14 protein-coding genes and 1 riboswitch are annotated in these 18253 nt (G+C 60.0%); of the genes, 11 read left to right on the top strand and 3 right to left on the bottom strand.

Annotated features, from left to right (window positions below):
- Nucleotides 1-69: 69 nt before the first annotated feature.
- Nucleotides 70-249 (bottom strand): hypothetical protein, encoded by a 180-nt coding sequence (locus C1Y42_RS23475; protein WP_132466716.1) that lies wholly within the window; start codon nucleotides 247-249, stop codon nucleotides 70-72.
- A gap of 132 nt (nucleotides 250-381) precedes the next feature.
- Here C1Y42_RS23475 and leuL point away from each other — a divergent pair, with 132 nt between their 5' ends.
- The 5 genes from leuL (at nucleotide 382) to leuD (ending at nucleotide 5235) form a co-directional block, all read left to right on the top strand.
- Complete coding sequence (leuL, locus tag C1Y42_RS24075) at nucleotides 382-465, top strand: leu operon leader peptide (RefSeq protein ID WP_125308910.1); 84 nt, start codon at nucleotides 382-384, stop codon at nucleotides 463-465.
- A 93-nt stretch (nucleotides 466-558) separates the two neighbouring features.
- A complete protein-coding gene (gene leuA / locus C1Y42_RS17170) occupies nucleotides 559-2121 on the top strand; it encodes a 2-isopropylmalate synthase (protein ID WP_021507571.1) in 1563 nt (520 codons plus the stop codon).
- Nucleotides 2122-2123: 2 nt separating this feature from the next.
- Nucleotides 2124-3215 (top strand): 3-isopropylmalate dehydrogenase, encoded by a 1092-nt coding sequence (leuB, locus tag C1Y42_RS17165; RefSeq protein ID WP_058759633.1) that lies wholly within the window; start codon nucleotides 2124-2126, stop codon nucleotides 3213-3215.
- 4 nt (nucleotides 3216-3219) lie between these two features.
- Nucleotides 3220-4626: a 3-isopropylmalate dehydratase large subunit gene (leuC, locus tag C1Y42_RS17160; protein ID WP_058759634.1), complete on the top strand. Its 1407-nt coding sequence runs from the start codon at nucleotides 3220-3222 to the stop codon at nucleotides 4624-4626.
- A gap of 3 nt (nucleotides 4627-4629) precedes the next feature.
- Complete coding sequence (gene leuD, locus C1Y42_RS17155) at nucleotides 4630-5235, top strand: 3-isopropylmalate dehydratase small subunit (RefSeq protein WP_104094003.1); 606 nt, start codon at nucleotides 4630-4632, stop codon at nucleotides 5233-5235.
- A gap of 92 nt (nucleotides 5236-5327) precedes the next feature.
- Here leuD and C1Y42_RS17150 read toward each other — a convergent pair whose 3' ends face one another.
- Nucleotides 5328-6509 (bottom strand): MFS transporter, encoded by a 1182-nt coding sequence (locus C1Y42_RS17150; protein ID WP_021507575.1) that lies wholly within the window; start codon nucleotides 6507-6509, stop codon nucleotides 5328-5330.
- A gap of 253 nt (nucleotides 6510-6762) precedes the next feature.
- Between C1Y42_RS17150 and sgrR the strand changes: the two genes are divergently transcribed.
- From sgrR to thiQ, 4 genes are all read left to right on the top strand, one after another.
- Nucleotides 6763-8424 (top strand): HTH-type transcriptional regulator SgrR, encoded by a 1662-nt coding sequence (sgrR, locus tag C1Y42_RS17140; RefSeq protein WP_104094002.1) that lies wholly within the window; start codon nucleotides 6763-6765, stop codon nucleotides 8422-8424.
- Between the two features lie 70 nt (nucleotides 8425-8494).
- Nucleotides 8495-8588: riboswitch (TPP riboswitch) on the top strand.
- 46 nt (nucleotides 8589-8634) lie between these two features.
- Nucleotides 8635-9621 carry a thiamine ABC transporter substrate binding subunit gene (thiB, locus tag C1Y42_RS17135; RefSeq protein WP_104094001.1) on the top strand — a complete coding sequence of 329 codons (987 nt, stop codon included), beginning with the start codon at nucleotides 8635-8637 and terminating at the stop codon, nucleotides 9619-9621.
- Nucleotides 9597-11207, top strand: coding sequence for a thiamine/thiamine pyrophosphate ABC transporter permease ThiP (gene thiP, locus C1Y42_RS17130; RefSeq protein WP_104094000.1), 1611 nt, complete (start codon nucleotides 9597-9599; stop codon nucleotides 11205-11207). The genes thiB and thiP overlap by 25 nt, the downstream gene beginning before the upstream one ends.
- Entirely contained in the window at nucleotides 11191-11892 is a 702-nt protein-coding gene (gene thiQ / locus C1Y42_RS17125; RefSeq protein WP_104093999.1) for a thiamine ABC transporter ATP-binding protein ThiQ, read from the top strand. The genes thiP and thiQ overlap by 17 nt, the downstream gene beginning before the upstream one ends.
- On the opposite strand, the gene C1Y42_RS17120 is transcribed toward thiQ, so the two are convergent.
- Complete coding sequence (locus tag C1Y42_RS17120) at nucleotides 11889-12653, bottom strand: DedA family protein (RefSeq protein ID WP_104093998.1); 765 nt, start codon at nucleotides 12651-12653, stop codon at nucleotides 11889-11891. The two genes, thiQ and C1Y42_RS17120, sit on opposite strands and share 4 nt — an antisense overlap.
- A gap of 169 nt (nucleotides 12654-12822) precedes the next feature.
- Here C1Y42_RS17120 and polB point away from each other — a divergent pair, with 169 nt between their 5' ends.
- Together polB and rapA are read left to right on the top strand one after the other, a co-directional pair.
- The gene (polB, locus tag C1Y42_RS17115; RefSeq protein WP_104093997.1) at nucleotides 12823-15183 is read left to right on the top strand and encodes a DNA polymerase II; all 2361 of its coding nucleotides are present in this window, start codon (nucleotides 12823-12825) and stop codon (nucleotides 15181-15183) included.
- Between the two features lie 151 nt (nucleotides 15184-15334).
- Nucleotides 15335-18241, top strand: a complete 2907-nt coding sequence (gene rapA, locus C1Y42_RS17110) for an RNA polymerase-associated protein RapA (RefSeq protein ID WP_104093996.1) — start codon at nucleotides 15335-15337, stop codon at nucleotides 18239-18241.
- Nucleotides 18242-18253 lie beyond the last annotated feature (12 nt).

Raw genomic sequence — 18253 nt, 5'->3', positions numbered from 1 at the left:
GAAATATGATTTTCATATTGCCAGCGTGTTTAGCCCACAATTTTTTCCGTTACCGCGTTTCTGGCGTGATTAACTCTTAAATCCCTCTTCCACATCACAATCTGCTAAGCAACAAGCTTTATCTTGTTTTTCCACCTGACGAATAAGCCTTACTAAAAACATATAATTCAGCAACTTAAAATTATCCGCCTTTTTTAAAAGATTTTTTAAAGTGGCATAACGCGCTAAGCCACCGTTAATTAATGGCAATGCTCTGCGATGACCGATAATCCCAGCACATCGCCCTTTTCCGGCCAGAGAAATACCCTTTCACTTAGGGTTGACATCGCCAGGCGAATCCAGTACCAATATGTGCAGCACTCATTTTACGAGGTTTGATTCATGTCACGTTCTTTTCGTCTACTCGGTCTACTACTTAACGCATCCAGTTTGCGCGGTAGACTCGTGGGCGAAATCAACAACTGATTCGAACCTGCTGAAAGTTAAAAAACCCGCGCCACTGCGCGGGTTTTTTTATGCTCGTAGCACCGGCGAAGTCAATGCAAAAGGAAGATGACCATGAGCCAGCAAGTAATAATTTTCGATACCACTCTGCGCGACGGCGAACAGGCATTACAGGCCAGCCTGAGTGTTAAAGAAAAACTGCAGATCGCCCTGGCGCTGGAAAGGATGGGCGTGGATGTAATGGAAGTCGGTTTTCCGGTCTCTTCGCCGGGTGATTTCGAATCCGTGCAGACCATTGCCCGGACCATCAAAAACAGCCGCGTGTGTGGTCTGGCGCGCTGTGTCGAGAAAGATATCGATGCGGCTTACGAATCGCTGCGCGTGGCCGATGCCTTCCGTATTCACACCTTTATCGCTACTTCGCCGATGCATATCGCCACTAAACTGCGCAGCACGCTGCCGGAAGTGATTGAACGCGCGGTGCACATGATTAAGCGGGCGCGCAACTATACCGATGACGTTGAGTTCTCCTGCGAAGACGGTGGCCGTACGCCGATTGACGACCTGTGCCGCATGGTAGAAGCCGCAATCAACGCCGGTGCCACCACCATCAATATTCCGGACACCGTGGGCTACACCCTGCCGGGCGAGTACGCCAACATTATTGGTCAGCTGGTACAGCGCGTACCCAACATCGACAAAGCGATTCTGTCGGTACATACCCATGACGATCTGGGTATGGCGACCGGTAACGCCATTGCGGCAGTGCTGGCCGGTGCGCGTCAGGTCGAAGGCACGCTGAACGGCCTGGGCGAGCGCGCCGGTAACTGTGCGCTGGAAGAGGTGATCATGGCGATCAAAACCCGCCAGCAGATCATGAACGTGCACACCAATATCAATCATCAGGAAATCTACCGCACCAGCCAGATTGTCAGCCAGATCTGCAACATGCCGATTCCGGCTAACAAAGCGGTGGTCGGTTCCAACGCCTTCGCCCACTCCTCCGGCATTCATCAGGATGGCGTGCTGAAGAACCGCGAAAACTACGAAATCCTGACGCCAGAATCGATTGGCCTGCATAAAATTCAGCTGAACCTGACCTCCCGCTCCGGCCGTGCCGCCGTGAAGCACCGTATGGAAGAGATGGGTTACAAAGAGTCCGATTACAACCTGGATACGCTGTACGACGCCTTCCTGAAGCTGGCGGACAAAAAAGGCCAGGTGTTCGATTACGACCTGGAAGCGCTGGCCTTCATTAATAAGCAGAATGAAGAGCCGGAGTACTTCCAGCTGAACGAATTCAACGTGCAGACCGGCTCCAGCGTCACCGCGACGGCGTCGGTGCAGCTGGGCTGCGGCGAAGAGGCCAAAGCCGACGCCGCCACCGGTAACGGTCCGGTTGATGCCGTCTACCAGGCTATTAACCGTATCACCGGCTTCGATGCTGAGCTGGTGAACTACAAGCTGACCGCGAAAGGCCACGGCGAAAACGCGCTGGGTCAGGTCGATATCGTGGTCAACTACAACGGGCGTAAATTCCACGGCGTGGGCCTGGCGACCGATATTGTCGAATCCTCGGCGAAAGCGATGGTGAATGCCCTGAACAACATCTGGCGGGCAAAGCAGGTCGAAAAAGAATTGCAGCGTAAATTTAAAGATCAGAAGGAAACGGTGTAACTATGACTCAGTCTTATCATATTGCGGTAATGCCAGGCGACGGAATCGGTCCGGAAGTGATGGCGCAGGCCATGAAAGTTCTCGACGCGATTCGCGCGCGCTTCGATATGCGCATCACCACCAGCGAATATGATGTCGGCGGTATCGCCATCGATCGTCACGGTGAACCTTTACCCGCCGCCACCGTGGCCGGTGCTGAGCAGGCCGATGCCATTCTGTTCGGCTCGGTCGGCGGTCCAAAATGGGAACACCTGCCGCCGGCTGGCCAGCCTGAGCGCGGTGCGCTGCTGCCGCTGCGTAAACACTTCAAACTGTTCAGCAACCTGCGCCCGGCGGCGCTGTACAAAGGTCTGGAAGCATTTTGCCCGCTGCGCAGCGACATCGCTGCCCGCGGCTTCGATATCCTGTGCGTGCGTGAGCTGACCGGCGGCATCTATTTCGGCCAGCCGAAAGGCCGCGAAGGCAGCGGCGCGCATGAACGCGCTTTTGATACCGAGGTCTATCACCGTTTCGAAATCGAGCGTATTGCCCGCAACGCCTTTGAAGCTGCGCGCAAGCGTCGTAACAAAGTGACTTCCGTTGATAAAGCTAACGTGCTGGCGACCTCGGTGATGTGGCGTGAAATCGTCAACGAAGTGGCAAAAGATTATCCGGATGTGCAGCTGAGTCATATGTATATCGACAACGCCACCATGCAGCTGATTAAGGATCCGTCGCAGTTTGACGTTTTACTCTGCTCGAATCTGTTTGGTGACATTCTGTCGGACGAGTGCGCGATGATTACCGGCTCGATGGGCATGCTGCCTTCGGCCAGCCTGAATGAAGAGGGATTCGGCCTGTTCGAACCGGCGGGCGGTTCCGCACCGGATATCGCTGGCCAGAACATCGCCAACCCAATTGCGCAGATTCTGTCGCTGGCGATGCTGCTGCGTTTCAGCCTGAACGCTGACGCCGCTGCGGATAGCATTGAGCGCGCGGTAAGCCGTGCGCTGGAAGCGGGCCATCGCACCCGTGATTTGGCCGGTGACGGTCCTGCCGTGAGCACCGATGAAATGGGCAGTATCATTGCCGGTTACATCAGCGAGGAAAAATAACAAAATGAAAAGCTTATACCAGAAGTTATTTGATGCACATGTCGTTCACGAAGCGCCAGACGAAACGCCGTTACTGTATATCGATCGTCACCTGATTCACGAAGTCACCTCGCCGCAGGCGTTTGACGGTCTGCGTGCGCACGGCCGTAAAGTGCGCCAGCCGTCGAAGACCTTTGCCACCATGGACCACAACGTTTCCACCCAGACCAAAGACATCAACGCCTCGGGTGAAATGGCGCGTATCCAGATGCAGGAGCTGATGAAGAACTGTGCTGAGTTCGGCATTCAGCTGTATGACCTGAACCACCCGTTCCAGGGCATTGTGCACGTGATCGGTCCTGAGCAGGGCATGACGCTGCCGGGCATGACCATCGTTTGCGGCGACTCGCACACCGCAACGCACGGCGCCTTCGGTTCCCTGGCGTTCGGTATCGGCACCTCCGAAGTGGAGCACGTGTTCGCCACCCAGACCCTGAAACAGGGCCGGGCGAAAACCATGAAGATTGAAGTGCTGGGCGAAGCTGCGCCGGGTATCACCGCCAAAGACATCGTACTGGCGATCATCGGTAAAACCGGCAGCGCCGGCGGCACCGGTCACGTGGTTGAATTCTGTGGCCCGGCGATTGAAGCGCTGAGCATGGAAGGCCGCATGACGCTGTGCAACATGGCGATTGAGATGGGCGCCAAAGCGGGCCTGGTAGCACCGGATGACACCACGTTTGCCTATCTGAAAGACAAGCAGTTTGCGCCGAAGGGCGAGCAGTGGGAGCAGGCGGTGGCTTACTGGCGCACCCTGAAGTCCGACAGCGACGCGCAGTTTGACGCCGTTGTGACGCTGAATGCTGCCGATATCGCGCCGCAGGTCACCTGGGGCACCAATCCGGGCCAGGTGATGGCCGTGGATCAGGCCATCCCGAATCCGGCCTCGTTTGCCGATCCGGTTGAACGCGCTTCCGCCGAGAAAGCGCTGGCCTATATGGATCTGCAGCCGGGCATCAAACTGACTGAGGTAGCGATCGATAAAGTGTTTATCGGTTCCTGCACCAACTCACGTATCGAAGATCTGCGCGCGGCTGCCGCGATCGCCAAAGGCCGCAAAGTCGCGCCGGGCGTGGTTGCGATGGTGGTGCCGGGTTCTGGTCCGGTGAAAGCGCAGGCTGAAGCCGAAGGCCTGGACAAAATCTTCCTCGAAGCCGGTTTTGAATGGCGTCTGCCGGGCTGTTCGATGTGCCTGGCGATGAACAACGATCGTCTGAATCCGGGCGAGCGCTGTGCCTCAACCAGTAACCGTAACTTTGAAGGTCGCCAGGGTCGCGGCGGTCGCACCCATCTGGTGAGCCCGGCGATGGCTGCTGCGGCGGCGGTAACCGGTCGTTTTGCCGACATTCGTGAATTGACTCAGGGAGCTTAAGCCATGGCGAACAAATTTACCCAACACACCGGGATTGTGGCCCCACTGGATGCCGCAAACGTCGACACCGATGCCATCATCCCGAAGCAGTTTTTGCAGAAAGTGACGCGCACCGGCTTTGGCGCGCACCTGTTCCACGACTGGCGTTTTGATGATGATGCCGGCACCCAGCCGACCGCCAGCTTCGTGCTGAATAAGCCGGAGTTCAAAGGCACCAGCATCCTGCTGGCGCGCGAGAACTTTGGCTGCGGCTCCTCGCGTGAACACGCGCCGTGGGCGCTGACCGACTTCGGTTTTCACGTGGTGATTGCGCCGAGTTTCGCCGACATCTTCTACGGTAACAGCTTCAACAACCAGCTGCTGCCGGTGAAGCTGAGCGAAAAGCAGGTCGATGAAATGTTCAAACTGGTGGCCGCGCAGCCGGGCATCCGCTTCACCGTCGATCTCGAAGCGCAGACCGTCACCGCCGGCGACAAGGTTTATAGCTTTGAAATCGACAGCTTCCGCCGTCACTGCATGATCAACGGCCTCGACAGCATTGGCCTGACGCTGCAGCATGAAGCGTCCATCGCCAGCTACGAATCCAGCCAGCCAGCGTTTCTGCGTTAAGGTTTACCCGGTGCGCAGCAAGGCGCACCCTACAGCAAACGCGTCAGTAATTTGGTCGCCATTGATGGCGACCTTCAATCTCCACACCGCCCTCACCGCGCATCCCGTACCCGCGCCGCCAGCACCAGCGCCACCACCGCCATCACCAGCGCCAGCCAGTACACCGACTCATGACCAAAGCGCTCACTCAGTATCCCCTGGATCAGGCCGGCGATAATCAACCCGGTTGAAATCGAGGTGGTGAACATGGTGGTCGCCGCACCGGCACGGCCCGGCATCAAATCCTGAAACCACAGCATACCTATGCCGGCGATGATGCCGATAAACGCGGCGTTAAACAGCTGCAGCACCATCAGCGCGGTTTGAGAACGGAATAGCACCAGCCCGAGATAAAATACAATCGCCGCTACCAGCGCCAGCAACATCAGCTTGCGCTTGCCGTAGCGCTTCGCGTAATGGCCGGCCAGCAGCATGATCGGGATCTCCAGCCCGGCGGCGGTGCCCATCAGCAGACCCGCCAGCTTCTCCGGCAGGCCAAGGGTTGCGCTGATATACAGCGGCATATCGATGATATACATGGTATTACACGCCCACATCACCACCGAGGCGATAAACAGCAGCCGCACCTGGCTGTCTTTCCACGGGCTGAGCTGCATCAGCACCTGCTCCGGCGTGGCGGCGATGCGCGGCACCGAGGGCAGCGTGCGCCAGATCAGCAGCATACTCAGCAGAAAAATCACCGCCGCCACGCAGAACAGCGTGACGAAGCCGTAGTTGAGCGCCAGCGCGAACGACAGCGGCGGCCCAATCACCCACGCCAGCGACAGCTGGGCGCGCATCACCGAACTGAACATCACTACTTCACGCGCCGACTGATCGGCATATTCACGCGCCAGCGCGAAGATCTGCGGAATCGCCACGCTGGCCAGCGCCGACAGCAGCACACCGAGGGTGATAAGCGTCAGATAGTGACGGTTAAAGGCAAACAGTAGCGCGTTGGCCACCGCCATCAGGCAGCAAAACAGGATCAGATGACGGCGATCGCCACGGTTATCCGAACGCTTCGCCATCAGCAGGCTGATCACGATCCCGGCGACGGCATTGATGGTAAAGAACAGGCCGACCCAGAACGGCCGCACCTGCACCTCGCGCGTCAAAAACAGGCTGAGCGTCGGCGCCTGTAACGCCCCCGCCACGCCGACCATAAACGACACCGCCATAAAGGAGAGGTAAACCGGATTCAGGCGGCGCGGCCGCGGTAACAGCGATTTCATGCAGAAATCCCTTTGAGGAAAAAGACCGGGAAAAAACAGCGTAGAAGATTCCACAGCAAAACGAAAAAAGCCAGCAGAGAAAAACTCCGCTGGCGGTGAAATTGCACCCTACTCAGAAAAGGTTCCACGTCGGCGGAACCGCTGGCAGAGCGCCATTCATTGCTGAATGCCTCCCGCTCTTCCATTGCCCGCCAGTATGCCTCTAATATGGGGCAGGAAAAACTGAGCGAAGTCGAGAAGGAGTTCCCCTTTTATGTCCTCTGCGCGTCTGCAACAGCAATTCATTCGCCTGTGGCAACACTGTCAGGGCCAGGATCAGGAAACTACGCTGAGCGAGCTGGCTGAACTGCTGCACTGCTCACGCCGCCACATGCGTAACCTGCTGAACGCCATGCAGGCGGCGGGCTGGCTGATCTGGCAGGCTGAAGCCGGTCGCGGTAAACGCTCGCTGCTGAGCTTCTGCTACACCGGACTGGCGCTACAGCAGCAGCGCGCCGAAGACCTGCTGGAGCAGGATCGCATCGACCAGCTGGTGCAACTGGTGGGCGATAAAAACCAGGTGCGGCAGATGATTGCCGCGCACCTTGGCCGCAGCTTTCGCCAGGGTAAGCATATTCTGCGCGTGCTCTATTACCGGCCCTTGCCTAACCTGCTGCCCGGCTCGCCGCTGCGCCGTTCAGAAACCCATCTGGCGCGACAGATATTCAGCGGCCTGACGCGTATAAATGAGGAAAAGGGGGAAATCGCCGCCGACATTGCCCATCACTGGCAGCAAACCTCTCCGCTGCACTGGCGCTTCTTCCTGCGGCCGGCAATCCGCTTTCATCATGGTCGCGAGCTGGAGATGGAGGATGTCATCGCCTCGCTGGAGCGGGTGCGCAGCCAGCCGCTGTTTTCGCACATCGACCAACTGCACTCGCCGGCGCCGTGGACGCTGGATATCCATCTCAGCCAGCCGGACTGCTGGCTGCCGTGGCTGCTGGCCAGCGTCAGCGCCATGATTCTGCCGCGTGAGTGGCCGACGCTGCGCCACTTCGCCCGTCAGCCCATTGGCACCGGTCCGTACAGCGTGGTGCGCAATCAGCAAACCCAGCTGAAAATCGCCGCGTTTGATGACTACTTCGGCTACCGCGCGCTGATTGATGATGTCTCGATCTGGGTGCTGCCGGAGATCAGCGATGAGCTGGTCTACGCCGGTGTAAAACTGGAAGGCGAAAACGACGACGAAAAATCGGAAGAGAGTCGTCTCGAAGAGGGTTGCTATTTTCTGTTGTTCGATCAGCGATCTGAACGCGGTCGCGATGCCGGTTTCCGCCGCTGGGTGAGCGATCTGCTTAATCCTATCGCGCTGCTCAATCATGCCGGCGTTGGCTATCAGCGCTACTGGTTCCCGGCTTATGGCCTGCTGCCGCGCTGGCACCATCGCCGCGATATCACCCCAGCCCACAAGCCCGGCGGCGTGACCCAGCTGACGCTCAGCTGGTACAGCCACCACGTCGAACACGAGGGCATCGCCAATGCGCTGCGGCCGCTACTGGCGCAGCAGGGCGTCGAGCTGATTACCCGCGAAGTGAGCTACGAAAGCTGGTTCGACGGCGCGGGCGAGAGTGACATCTGGCTGGGCAGCGTCAACTTTACCCTGCCGCTCGACTACGCCCTGTTCGCTCAGCTCTACGAGCTACCGCTGATGCATCACTGTATCCCGCTCGACTGGCAGGCCGACGCCGCGCGCTGGCGTGAGAAAGCGCTGCCGCTGGCGGAGTGGAGCAAACAGCTGGTAAACAGCGACTATCTGCATCCGCTATTTCATCACTGGCTGCTGCTGGAGGGCCAGCGCAGCATGCGTGGCGTGCGGCTGAACACGCTCGGCTGGTTTGACTTCAAGTCCGCCTGGTTCGCCCCGCCGGAGCTGTAAAAAGGGCAGCATGAGACAACACGATCGGCAGGTGAACCTTTCGCGTTGTCCTGTAAATGTCTAGAATATGTCGTTCTCAACGGGGTGCCGGTTAACTGGCTGAGAGAGACCCGTCGAACCTGATCCGGCTCGTACCGGCGTAGGGATTTGAGATGTTCCGCCCTCAGATCCTTTGCGACGCAACCTTACCTTCTCCTTAAGGAACGCAAAGTGTTAAATAAAGTTCTGCCCCTGTTGCTGCTGATCGCTGCGCCGGCTCTGGCGGCCAAACCCGTTCTCACCGTGTATACCTACGACTCGTTCGCCGCCGACTGGGGCCCCGGTCCGGCAGTGAAAAAAGCCTTTGAGGCCCGCTGCGGCTGTGAGCTGAACTATGTGGCGCTGGAGGATGGCGTATCGCTGCTTAATCGCCTGCGTATGGAAGGAAAGAACAGCAAGGCCGACGTGGTACTGGGGCTGGACAATAACCTGATTCAGGCGGCGGAAAAAACCGGCCTGTTCAGCAAAAGTACGGTGGATACCCGCGGGCTACAACTGCCGGACGGCTGGCACAATGACACTTTTATCCCGTTTGATTACGGCTACTTCGCATTCGTTTACGACAAAAACAAGCTGAAGAATCCGCCGCACAGCCTGAAGGAGCTGGTCGAAAGCCCGGAAAAATGGCGGGTGATTTATGAAGACCCGCGCACCAGCACGCCGGGGCTCGGTCTGCTGCTGTGGATGCAGAAAGTGTACGGCGATGAAGCGCCGGCGGCCTGGCAGAAGCTGGCCAGCAAAACCGTGACCGTCACCAAAGGCTGGAGCGAAGCTTATGGTCTGTTCCTCAAAGGCGAAAGCGATCTGGTGCTGAGCTACACCACCTCGCCGGCTTACCACATCATTGAAGAGAAAAAGGATAACTACGCCGCCGCGCCGTTCAGCGAAGGTCACTATCTGCAGGTAGAAGTGGGCGCGCAGCTCGCCAGCAGCAAACAGCCGCAGCTGGCGCAGCAATTCATGCAGTTTATGGTGTCGCCAGCGTTTCAGCGCACCATTCCCACCGGCAACTGGATGTATCCGGTGATCAAAAGCGATTTACCCGCCGGTTATCAGGCGTTGCCGGTGCCTGCTAATGCGCTGCAATACACCCCGACAGAGGTGGCTGACCATCGCGCGGCGTGGATTAGCGCGTGGCAGCGCGCCGTCAGCCGCTGATGCCCGGCTGGCTGCTGCCCGGAGCGCTTAGCGCACTGCTCTTGTGTGCGGTCGCGCTGCTGGCGCTCGGTGCCCTGCTGCTCGCCGCGCCGGCCACCGACTGGCGCGCGCTGCTCAGCGATAGCTATCTGCACCATGTGCTGGCGTTCTCCTTTGAACAGGCGCTGCTGTCAGCGCTGCTTTCGGTGCTGCCGGCCATTCTGCTGGCCCGCGCGCTCTATCGCCGCCGCTTTACCGGCCGCACCCTGCTGCTGCGCCTGTGCGCCATGACGCTGGTGCTGCCGGTGCTGGTCGCCGTATTCGGTCTGCTGAGCGTCTATGGGCGCAGCGGCTGGCTGGCGCAGCTTTGCGCCGCCGTAGGTATCGACTATCACTTCTCGCCCTACGGCCTGCAGGGCATTTTGCTGGCGCACGTGTTCTTTAATCTGCCGCTGGCAACGCGCATGCTGCTGCAGGCGCTGGAGAGCATTCCCGGCGAGCAGCGCCAGCTGGCGGCGCAGCTCGGTCTGCGCGGCTGGTCGCTGTTTCGCCTGCTGGAGTGGCCGTGGCTGCGCCGTCCGCTGCTGCCAACGGCGGCGCTGATCTTTATGCTGTGCTTCGCCAGTTTTGCCACTGTGCTGGCACTGGGCGGCGGTCCGCAGGCCACCACGCTGGAGCTGGCCATTTATCAGGCGCTTAGCTTTGATTACGATCCCGGCCGCGCCGCGCTGCTGGCATTGTTGCAGCTCGGCTGCTGTCTGCTGCTGGTGCTGCTCAGCCAGCGCTTCAGTAAAGCGATTCCGGCCGGTAGCCAGACGGTGCGCGGCTGGCGCGATCCGCAGGATTCCTGGCACGCACGCGTCGCGGATACGCTGCTGATTACGCTGGCACTGCTGTTACTGCTGCCACCGCTGGCGGCGGTGCTGGTCGACGGCTTACGCGGCGGCATTGCCGGCGCGCTGCAACAGCCCGCGCTGTGGCAGGCCACGTGGACGTCGCTGCGTATCGCACTCGGTGCCGGTGTGCTGTGCGTGCTGCTGACCATGATGCTGCTGTGGAGCAGTCGCGAACTGCGCCAGCGTCAGCAGCGCTTCGCCGCGCAGGCCATGGAACTCAGCGGGATGCTGATTCTGGCGATGCCGGGCATTGTGCTGGCGAGCGGGTTCTTTCTGCTGTTCAACGCCACCGTTGGCCTGCCGCAGCGTGCCGATGCGCTGGTGATCTTTACCAACGCGCTGATCGCCATCCCCTACGCCATGAAAGTGCTGGAAAATCCGATGCGCGATCTCAACGCGCGCTACGCTCAGCTGTGCGCCTCGCTGGGCATCAGTGGGTTTACTCGCCTGCGGCTGATTGAACTGCGGGCGCTGAAACGTCCGCTGGCACAGGCGCTGGCATTTGCCTGCGTGCTATCGATTGGGGATTTCGGCGTGGTGGCGCTGTTCGGCAGCGCCGATTTCCGCACCCTGCCGTTTTATCTGTTCCAGCAGATTGGCGCCTATCGCGGTGCCGATGGCGCGGTGACCGCGCTGCTACTGCTGCTGTTATGCCTGCTGCTGTTTACGCTGATGGAAAAATTACCGGGTCGCCATGCTGACACTGAATAACCTTACTTATCTCTACCAGCATCTGCCGATGCGCTTCAGCTTTAGCGCACAGGCTGGTGAACGTCTCGCCATTCTCGGCCCGAGCGGCGCGGGCAAAAGTACCCTGCTGAGCCTGCTCGGCGGCTTTCTGCCGGTGAGTCAGGGCAGCCTGCTGATCGATGGCGTCGACCACACCCGCAGCGTGCCTTCCGCGCGACCGGTATCGATGCTGTTTCAGGAGAACAATCTGTTTCCGCACCTGACGGTGCAGCAAAATCTGGGGCTGGGCCTGCATCCCGGCCTGAAGCTGACGCGCCAACAGCAGCAGCAGGTACAGCAGATTGCGGAGCAAACCGGGCTGGAATCGATGCTGACGCGTCTGCCCGGCCAGCTCTCCGGCGGTCAGCGCCAGCGCGTGGCGCTGGCGCGCTGCCTGCTGCGTAATCAGCCGGTACTGCTGCTGGATGAACCGTTTTCGGCACTCGATCCGGCGCTGCGCAGCGAGATGCTGCAGCTGGTGCGCGCGGTATGCGAGGCACGCACTATCACGCTGCTGATGGTGTCGCACAGTCTGGAAGATGCGCAGCAGATTGCTTCACGCAGCCTGGTGATTGTTGACGGTCGGGTGTACTGGGATGGCAGCACCGCCAGCCTGCTGCGCGGCGAGAGCCCGGCGGCCGCCATCCTTGGCGTCCAGCCGTGTTAAGCGAAGAACACTTTCCACAGTAGCTGCAGGAAAATCGGCATCATCGGGTGGAACAACAGCGCAATAAAGGCACCCGCGCCGATGAGCGCCATCAGCGGTGCCAGCCAGCGCAGCCGCGCCAGTGGCAGATAAGGCGTGGCCCAGTCAACGCTTTTGCCGCTGCGCCACCAGCGCCACAGCAGCCAGCCGCCGATCCACAGCAGCAGCGCCACCGCCAGCAGCAGCCATTTGAAGCTGTCGCCCTGCGCCGCCTGCGGCACGTCGATCGCCACGCCCGCCAGAATGCCCGGCATCAGGTAGGCCGGCGGCCACAGGATGCAGCCGATAATGTTCGGCGGCAAGAATTTACGCACCGGCAGCTCCAGCATGCCGGCCGCCAGCGGAATCAGCGGACGCGTCGGTCCGACAAAGCGCCCCACGAGGATGGTAAACATGCTGTGCTGATGCAGCGCGTGCTCGGTTTTATCCAGCAGCCCTTTGTATTTTTGCAGGTATTTCCAGCGGTGCAGCGGTCCCTGGAATTTCCAGCCAATGCCGTACGACACCCAGTCGCCAATCAGACAGCCGGCCAGCCCGGCGGCCCACGCCGGATAGAGCCCGATTTGTCCGCTGCCCACCAGCGCGCCGAGGCTGGCCATCAAGACCGTGCCCGGCAGCAGCAGGCCGACAAACGCCAGCGACTCAAGAAAGGTCACCAGCGCCACGGCAATCAGCGCGTACTCCAGCGATTGCGTAAACAGGTGTTGGATCCAGGCTTCCATAACTATCCTCTGCGGAATATAGAGGCTGGATTGTCCTGAGACAGCCCCACAGCGTCAAGCAATTCCCCGCGCTGCCGCACGCCCGCGCCGCGCGGACGACGGCACCACCGGCAGTACACTGTATAAACATCCATGATATACTGAAATGAATTCATTCTCCGGAGTTAACGTGACCGAACCGCGCGCAGGATTTTTGCTGACTCGCCACTGGCGGGATACCCCGACCGGCAGCGAAGTGGTGCTGTGGCTGGCCACCGATCAGGGCCCGCAGCGCCTGGTGCTGCCTGCGCAGGAGTCAGTGGCGTTTATTCCCCGGGAGTTCCAGGCGCAAACCGAAGCGCTGATTCGCGACGAGCGCCATACGCGCCTGCAACCGCTGGATCTGAAAGATTTTCGTCGCCGACCGGTGCTGGGACTCTATTGCCGCAGCCACCGACAGCTGCAAAGCATTGAAAAACGCCTGCGTGAAAACGGCATTGCGGTGTATGAAGCAGATATCCGCCCGCCGGAACGCTACCTGATGGAGCGCTTTATCACGGCGCCGGTGTGGTTCAGCGGCGAGCCGCGCGGCGACAGCCTCGTCAACGCGCGCCTCAAGCCGCATCCCGATTACCGTCCGCAGCTGAAATGGGTGTCGCTCGACATCGAAACCACCGAGCACGGCGAGCTCTACTGCATCGGGCTGGAGGGCTGCGGCCAGCGCCAGGTGTATATGCTCGGCCCGCCGAACGGTGATGCCAGCCAGCTGGATTTTGAGCTGATTTACCTCGACAGCCGGCCACAGCTGCTGGAGCAGCTTAACGCCTGGTTCGCCCGTCACGATCCCGATGTCATCATCGGCTGGAACGTGGTGCAGTTCGACCTGCGCGTGCTGCAAAAACATGCCGACCGCTACGGTATTCCGCTGCGTCTTGGCCGTCAGCAGCAGCCGCTGGAGTGGCGCGAGCACGGCTTTAAGCCCGGCGTGTTCTTCGCTCAGGCCAGCGGCCGGCTGGTGATTGACGGGATCGAGGCGCTGAAATCGGCGTTCTGGGACTTCGCCTCATTCAGCCTCGAAGCGGTGTCGCGCGAGCTGCTGGGCGAAGGCAAAGCCATCAACAATCCGTGGCAGCGCATGGAAGAGATCAACTGGCGCTTTGCCCACGACAAACCGGCGCTGGCCACCTACAACCTGAAGGATTGTGAGTTGGTTACGCGTATTTTCCAGCACACCGCTATCATGCCGTTTTTGCTGGAGCGCGCCACCGTCAATGGCCTGGCGGTGGATCGCCACGGCGGATCGGTGGCGGCGTTCAGCCACCTGTATATTCCGCGAATGCACCGCGCCGGCTTTGTCGCGCCTAATCTCGGCGAAGTGGCACCGGAAGCCAGCCCTGGCGGCTACGTGATGGATTCGCGCCCCGGACTGTATGATTCGGTGCTGGTGCTGGATTATAAAAGCCTCTATCCGTCGATCATCCGCACCTTTCTGATCGATCCAGTCGGGCTGGTCGAAGGCCTGGCGCATCCGGACGACGCCGATTCGGTTCCCGGTTTTCGCCACGCGCGCTTTTCGCGCCGCACCCACTGTTTACCGGCGATTGTCGGGCAGATCTGGCAGGGGCGCGAGGCCGCCAAACGTGACGGCAACCAGCCGCTGTCGCAGGCGCTGAAGATCATCATGAACGCTTTTTATGGCGTACTCGGCACCAGCGCCTGTCGCTTTTTCGATCCGCGCCTCGCTTCGTCGATTACCCTGCGCGGCCACGCCATCATGCAGCAAACGCGTGAGCTGATTGAAGCCGAAGGTTTTGACGTGATTTACGGTGACACCGATTCTACTTTTGTCTGGCTGAAAAGCGCCCACAGCGAAGCCGATGCCACCGCGATCGGCCAGCGGCTGGCCGGGCACGTGAATCGCTGGTGGCAACAGCATCTGCAGCAGACTTACGGTCTCGACAGCGCGCTGGAGCTGGAGTACGAAACCCACTTCAGCCGCTTCCTGATGCCAACCATTCGCGGCGCCGAACAGGGCAGTAAAAAGCGCTACGCCGGACTGATTCGCCGCGACGGCGACGAACGGCTGGTGTTTAAGGGGCTGGAATCGGTGCGCACCGACTGGACGCCGCTGGCGCAGCAGTTCCAGCAGACGCTGTATGGCCGCATCTTCCGCGGTGAACCCTGGCAGGACTACATTCGCGACACGGTGGCACAGTTGCTGGCCGGCGAACTGGACGATCTGCTGGTGTATAAAAAGCGCCTGCGCCGGCCGCTGAAAGATTACGAACGCAACGTGCCGCCCCACGTGCGTGCCGCGCGCCTCGCCGATGAACATAACCGTAAACTGCAGCGTCCGCTGCAGTATCAGAACGGCGGATCGATCCGCTACGTCATGGCCACCGCCGGGCCGGAGCCGCTGGAAGCGCGCAGCACGCCGCTGGATTACGATCACTACGTCAGCAAACAGCTACAGCCGATCGCCGAGGGGATTTTACCGTTTGTCGGTGATGACTTTGCTACACTGATCACCGGGCAACTGGGGCTTTTTTGACAGGTGACGAATGCCCTGCCATCCAGTACCATAGCGCCCTTCCTGATTCTCACCGCGTGCACCAGCTGACCAGATAACTGTCTGGCGGTGGGGTATTGTCTGAGAGCAGGCGAACGTCTTTCTATCTTTTAGAGAATCGAGCAAAAAATATATGGTTTTTACACTGGGTCAACGCTGGATTAGTGATACGGAAAGTGAGCTGGGACTGGGGACAGTCGTGGCGCTGGATACGCGCATGGTCACACTGATGTTTCCCGCCACCGGCGAAAACCGCCTCTATGCCCGTAATGATTCTCCGGTCACCCGCGTGATTTTTAATCCGGGTGATACCGTCACCAGCCACGAAGGCTGGCAGATGCAGGTTGATGAAGTCCGCAACGAAAACGATTTAGTGACTTACATCGGCACGCGTCTTGATACCGACGAAAGCAACGTGGTGCTGCGCGAAGTGATGCTCGACAGCAAACTGGTGTTCAGCAAGCCACAGGATCGCCTGTTTGCCGGCCAGCTGGACCGCATGGATCGCTTTGCCCTGCGCTTCCGCGCACGCAAATATCAGAGCGAACAGTATCGCCTGCCGATTAGCGGCCTGCGCGGCATGCGCACCAACCTGATTCCGCACCAGCTGCACATCGCGCACGACGTCGGTCGCCGCCACGCACCGCGCGTGCTGCTGGCCGATGAAGTCGGCCTCGGTAAAACCATTGAAGCCGGGATGATTATTCAGCAGCAGCTGCTGGCCGGACGCGCCGAGCGCGTGCTGATCGTGGTGCCGGAAACCCTGCAGCACCAGTGGCTGGTGGAAATGCTGCGCCGCTTCAACCTGCGCTTTGCCCTGTTTGACGACGATCGCTACACCGAAGCGCAGCACGACAGCGACAATCCGTTTGATACCGAGCAGCTGATTATCTGCTCGCTGGATTTTGTCCGCCGCAACAAACAGCGGCTGGAGCTGCTGGCCGAAGCTGACTGGGATCTGCTGGTGGTCGACGAAGCGCACCATCTGGCGTGGAGCGAAGCCGCGCCGAGCCGCGAATATCAGGTCATCGAACAGCTGGCGGAAAAGACCGCCGGCGTGCTGCTGCTGACCGCGACGCCGGAACAGCTCGGCATGGAGAGCCACTTTGCCCGTCTGCGCCTGCTGGACCCGAATCGTTTCCACGATTTCGCGCAGTTTGTGGCCGAGCAGCAGCACTACCGCCCGGTGGCTGACGCCGTCAGTACGCTGCTGGCCGATCACGCCATTAGCAAAGACGAGATGAACCTGATCAACGATCTGGTCGGTGAGCAGGATATTGAGCCGCTGCTGCAGGTGGCGAACAGCGATCGCGACGGCAAAGACGACGCGCGTAAAGAGCTGATTTCGATGCTGATGGATCGCCACGGCACCAGCCGCGTGCTGTTCCGTAACACGCGTAACGGTGTGAAGGGCTTCCCGAAACGCGAACTGCATCAGATTCGCCTGCCGCTGCCGGCGCAGTATCAGACGGCGATTAAAGTCTCCGGCATTATGGCGGCGCGCAAAACGGCGGAAGAGCGCGCGCGCGACATGCTGTATCCGGAGCAGATTTATCAGGAATTTGAAGGCGACAGCGGCACCTGGTGGAACTTCGACCCGCGCGTTGAGTGGCTGATGGGCTACCTCACCAGCAACCGTAAAGAGAAAGTGCTGGTGATTTGCGCCAAAGCCGCCACTGCGCTGCAGCTGGAGCAGGTGCTGCGCGAGCGCGAAGGCATCCGCGCCGCGGTGTTCCATGAAGGACTATCGATTATCGAACGCGACCGCGCGGCCGCCTTCTTCGCTTCGCAGGAAGATGGCGCCCAGGTGCTGCTGTGTTCGGAAATCGGCTCGGAAGGGCGTAACTTCCAGTTCGCCAGCCGGCTGGTGATGTTCGATTTACCGTTTAACCCGGATCTGCTCGAGCAGCGTATCGGCCGTCTCGATCGTATCGGCCAGCTGCATGACATCCAGATTCTGGTGCCGTGGCTGGAGAAAACCGCCCAGGCAGTGCTGCTGCGCTGGTACCACGAAGGGCTGGACGCGTTTGAGCACACCTGCCCGACCGGCCGCACCATCTACGACAGCGCCTACCCGCAGTTGATTGAGTATCTGGCCGCGCCGGACAACCCGCAGGGGCTGGACGACTTTATCGCCCAGAGCCGCAAACAGCATGACACCCTGAAGGCGCAACTGGAGCAGGGGCGCGACCGTCTGCTGGAGCTGAACTCGAACGGCGGCGAAGCCGCGCAGGCGCTGGCTGATGCCATCGGCGAGCAGGATAACGACACCGAGCTGGTGAACTTTGCGCTCAACCTGTTTGATATCGTCGGTATCAACCAGGAAGATCGCAGCGATAACCTGATCGTCCTGACGCCTTCTGACCACATGCTGGTGCCGGATTTCCCCGGCCTGCCGGAAGATGGCTGCACCGTAACCTTTAACCGTAACCAGGCGCTGTCACGCGAAGATACCCAGTTCATTACCTGGGAACATCCGCTGATTCGCAACGGCCTCGACCTGATTCTCTCCGGCGACACCGGCAGCTGTGCGCTGTCGCTGCTGAAGAACAAGGCGCTGCCGGTGGGCACGCTGCTGGTAGAGATGATCTATGTGGTCGAAGCACAGGCGCCGAAGCACCTGCAGCTTACCCGCTTCCTGCCGCCCACGCCGGTCCGCCTGCTGATGGATCGCGCCGGAAATAACCTCGCCGGCAAGGTGGAATTCGAAAGCTTTAACCGTCAGCTCAACGCAGTCAATCGCCATACCGGCAGCAAGCTGGTGAACGCGGTGCAGCAGGATGTGCATCCCATCCTGACGCAGGCGGAAAAAGTCATCGTGCCGGAAGCGCAGGCGCTGATTGCGGCGGCCAAAGCCGAAGCCGATGAGAAGCTGAGCGCCGAGCTCTCGCGCCTTGAAGCGCTGAAAGCGGTCAACCCCAACATCCGTGATGATGAGGTTGATGCGCTGGAGAGCAACCGCGAGCAGGTGCTGGCCAGCCTCGGTGAAGCCGGCTGGCGGCTGGATGCGCTGCGTCTGATCGTTGTGACACACCAATAATCGCTGAGGCCG

Source organism: Pantoea sp. ICBG 985 (assembly GCF_002928365.1).
GTDB classification, from domain to species: Bacteria; Pseudomonadota; Gammaproteobacteria; order Enterobacterales; family Enterobacteriaceae; genus Pantoea; species Pantoea dispersa.
Note: the sequence above shows the minus strand (reverse complement) of the source record. Positions and strands in the feature narration are given on the sequence as shown.